3 protein-coding genes are annotated in these 3,983 nt (G+C 67.4%); 2 read left to right on the top strand and 1 reads right to left on the bottom strand.

From position 1 onward, the window contains the following. A partial coding sequence (locus AB3X43_RS02365) for an AMP-dependent synthetase/ligase (protein ID WP_369428285.1) occupies nucleotides 1-1,009 on the bottom strand: 1,009 nt, incomplete at its 3' end. A 172-nt stretch (nucleotides 1,010-1,181) separates the two neighbouring features. On the opposite strand from AB3X43_RS02365, the gene AB3X43_RS02360 reads away from it, so the two are divergent. Next, nucleotides 1,182-1,919 (top strand): Crp/Fnr family transcriptional regulator, encoded by a 738-nt coding sequence (locus AB3X43_RS02360; protein ID WP_369428284.1) that lies wholly within the window; start codon nucleotides 1,182-1,184, stop codon nucleotides 1,917-1,919. Nucleotides 1,920-2,064: 145 nt separating this feature from the next. Further along, a complete protein-coding gene (locus AB3X43_RS02355) occupies nucleotides 2,065-3,807 on the top strand; it encodes a diguanylate cyclase domain-containing protein (RefSeq protein ID WP_369428283.1) in 1,743 nt (580 codons plus the stop codon). The last annotated feature ends 176 nt before the right edge of the window (nucleotides 3,808-3,983 follow it).

Below are 3,983 nucleotides of genomic sequence, written 5' to 3'. Positions count from 1 at the left end.
GGCCGTAGATGCTCAGGTCGCCGAGCTTGTACTTGAGCTTGTCCAGCAGGCCGACCGGCTTGCCGTCCATCAGCGCCGGGCCGACCCGCTTGGCCAGCGCCATGAAGGTCTTGAACAGGCCCTTCTTCAGCGCGCTGGCGTCTTCCATGCGGATGGTGACGCTGGTCAGCAGCCCTTCGAACACCCGCGGCGGCGCGAAATAGTAGGTCGGGCCGATTTCCTTCAGGTCGATCGTCACGGTGGCGGCCGACTCGGGGCAGTTCACCACGTAGCCGCAGACCAGCCACTGCGCGTAGCTGAAGATGTTCTGGCCGATCCAGGCCGGCGGCAGGTAGGCGAGCACTTCTTCCGACGACGTCAGCTTGTCGAAGGTGGCCCCGGCCTGTGCGCGGTCGGTCAGCGAGCCATGGGTGTGCACGACGCCCTTGGGATTGCCGGTCGTGCCCGAGGTGAAGAACATCGAGGCCACGTCCTCCGGGCGCACGGTCTCGATCGACTTCTCGAAGAAATCGGCGTTGTGGCGCTCGTAGGCGTCACCGGCAGCGAGCAGCGCATCGACCGACGCCAGCCCCGGCGCGCTGTACTTGCGCAGGCCGCGCGGATCGTCGAACCAGATGTGTGCCAGCAGCGGGCACTGGTCGCGGACTTCCAGCAGCTTGTCGACCTGCTCCTGGTCCTCGACCACGGCGAAGACCACTTCGGCGTTGTTCAGCGGGAAGACACACTCGGGACCGGTGGCGTCCTGGTACAGCGGGATCGGGATCGCGCCCAGGCTCTGCGCGGCCAGCATCGTCATCGTCAGACGTGGACGGTTGTCGCCGATCACCACGATGTGCTGACCACGCTGCAGGCCGGCCGCCGCCAGACCGCCGGCCATGCGGCGGACTTGTGCGGTCAGCGCTTTCCAGCTCAGGGTCTGCCAGATGCCGTATTCTTTTTCTCGCAGGGCCGGCGCATCGGGTCGGCGCTGGGCATGGTCCAGCAGCAGGCGCGGAAAGGTTGTGGTCACCACGCGTCTCCTCGGGTTGTGGGGAATTCGTGAACAGAGAAACAGTGCAAGAGGCTTCTCGGCTGTTTCTCCATGGAGGCATCGTATGGTCGGGTTTGACGCCAAGATGTCAACCTGACGACAATCCTAGGGACATCCCCAAGCGGAGTTTCCCGTTCTGGAGAAGATCTGCATGAGCCTGACTGCCCTGCGCGAGCGCTCGCGCCCGCCCACCGGACGCGAGATCGCCGAGATTCCGTGGCTGTTGCAGCTCGCACCGGAGCACCGACAGCTTGCACTGGCGTCCCTGCGTTCGGTGCAGGCGGATCCCGGGGAGTACATCTGCCGTGTCGGCCGGCCGGCGACCTACTGGTTCGGCGTCGTCGACGGACTGCTCAAGATGAGCAGCGACAATGTCATGGGCACACCGATCACCTTCACCGGCGTGCCGCCAGGGGCCTGGTTCGGCGAAGGCACGCTGCTCAAGGGCGAGCCTTACCGCTACAACATCGAGGCCCTGCGCCGCACGGTGGTGGCCGGGATTCCGGTCGAGGTGTTCCACGCGCTGCTGGAGCACAGCCTGCCGTTCAACCGCTTCGTGCTCAACCAGCTCAACGAGCGGCTCGGCCAGTTCATCGCCGCGCGCGAGATCGACCGCATCAACGATCCGGACTCGCGGGTTGCGCGCAATCTCTCGGCGCTGTTCCACCCGGTGCTCTACCCAGGCGTGGGCGAGGTGCTGCGCATCACGCAGCAGGAACTGGGTTACCTGGTCGGGTTGTCGCGCCAGCGGGTCAACGAGGCGCTGCGCGTGCTGCAGGCGCGGCAGCTGATCCGCATCGAGTACGGTGGCTTGCGGGTGCTGGACTTGGCCGGGTTGCGGGCCTACGGGCCGCTCAGCGCGGGACCGCCGCCGCTCGACTCGATGTGAGTCTCGCGTCAAGTTCAGCCGCAAGAGGTCGACAACGAACTTGAACCCGTGCGAAGCGGGTTCGCCGTGGGCGTGGGAGGGCGGAGGTTCCCGCGCAGGTCGAGACTGCATGTCACGTTGTCGTTCGTTGTCCTGGAGAAGCACCGTGGCCGTGGGCCGCTGGCTTGGGGCCCTGCTGGCCGGATGCCTGCTGCTGGTGGCGGCCGTGCGTGCCGAAGTGCCGGTCCGCGCTCCGGGCATCGCGGTGCTGGACACGCGACAGACCGCGGTCGATGTCTGGCCGCTGCTGTCGGTCCTGACCGAGGAGCGCGCGGTCTGGACGCTGCCGGATGTGCTTGCGCACTTGTCCGAGCGCCGGCCTCCGCAGGTGCCGACATCGAATTTCGGCGAGTTTGGTGGCGTGGCCTGGCTGATCTGGGACGTGGACGTGGCCCCGTCGGCCGCTGGCGAGTGGTTGCTCGATGTCGGTTATGCCTCGCTCGACCATGCGGACCTGTCGGTCTTGCACGACGGCAAGCTGACGGCCCAGCTGCGCAATGGCGACTGGCTGCGCCTGGCGGAGCGGCCGCTGCCCACCCGCACGCATGTGATGCCGCTGGTCCTGTCGGCGGGCCGGCACCTGATGGTGCTGCGCGTCCAGACCTCGGGCAGCATGATCGTGCCCGTGATGCTGACGACGCCGCAGCAACGCCAGTTCCACGAGGAGCGCACGCAGATGCTGCAGGGCCTGGCGACCGGCGTGATGCTGTCGCTGCTGATCTACAGCCTGGCGCAGTGGTACAGCCTGCGCGACTGGATGTTCGCCTATTACGGGCTCGGGGTCGGCGGGGTCGGGGTCTTCCAGTTCTCCTTCCAGGGCATGGGCATGCAGCATGTCTGGGGCAACACCCTGTGGGTGTCGGAGCTGCTGCCACCAGCCTGCATCCTGGTGGGCGTCATCGGGGCCTTTCTGTTCATCGACCGGGCGCTGGAAATCCGGAGCATGTCACTGCGCTTGTCCCGGCTGATGCGCTGTGGGGCGCTGGTCTGCACCGTGGCGCTGGTGCTCCTGCTGGCGGGCGTGATCACCTACCGCGATGCGCAGCGGATCGCGAAGCTGATGGGCCAGGTGCCGACCATCCTGGCGCTGCCGATTGCCTGGCGGCGCTGGCGACTCGGAGACCGGGCGACTGGCTACATCCTGGTCGGCTGGGGGATCTACACGGCGGGTGTCGTCGTGCTCGCGCTGCTGATCAGCGGCCGGATTCCCGCCACGCCCGTGACGATGCATGTGTTCCAGGTCGCTTCACTGGTCGAGATGGTGATGTGGCAGGTGGTGATGGGCATCCGGATCGACACCCTGCGCCGTGCGGCCGAGCAGGACCGGCACGACGGCGAGCGGCTGCGCCGGCTGGCAGACACCGATGCGCTGACCGGCGTGCTGAACCGGCGTGGTCTGCAGGAGGCCGTGGTGCCGATGCTGCAGAGGGGACGTCCGGATGCGCTGGTGGGGATCTACCTGATCGATCTGGATGGCTTCAAGCCGGTCAACGATCGCCATGGCCACCACGCGGGCGATTCGGTGCTGATCGAGATCGCCGCCCGACTGGGCACGCAGGTCCGGCAGACGGATCTGGTGGCGCGCATCGGTGGCGACGAGTTCGTGGTGGTGGTGGGCGATCTGCGCAACGAGGAGGCGGCCATGTGCATCGGCGACAAGCTGCTGCAGACAGCGCAGACGCCGATGTCGCTCCAGGGCGTCGCCTGCAGCGTGGGGGCGACGATCGGCTATGCGCTGGCGCCGACCGATGGCTCCGACATCGGCCATCTGCTGGCGCGGGCCGACCAGGCCCTGTATGCAGGCAAGCAAGCCGGCAAGCGGCAACTCCGGCGCGCCATGCCGGCCTGACCGCCCGGCCTGGGATTCAGTGCACGAATCCGATCGGTGTGCGCTTGCCCGCACCACTGTCGGGCAGATCGGCCAGCACGATCGTGGTGCGGCGTGCCAGCTTGGCGTTGCCGAAGGCGGTCATCCAGGCGCGGCGCATCTCGCGCGGCGCCATCTCGGCGAAGCGCTCCAGCACC

Origin of the sequence: Sphaerotilus sp., from assembly GCF_041083715.1 — a bacterium.
In the GTDB taxonomy this organism is placed as follows: Bacteria; Pseudomonadota; Gammaproteobacteria; order Burkholderiales; family Burkholderiaceae_C; genus Sphaerotilus.
Note: the sequence above shows the minus strand (reverse complement) of the source record. Positions and strands in the feature narration are given on the sequence as shown.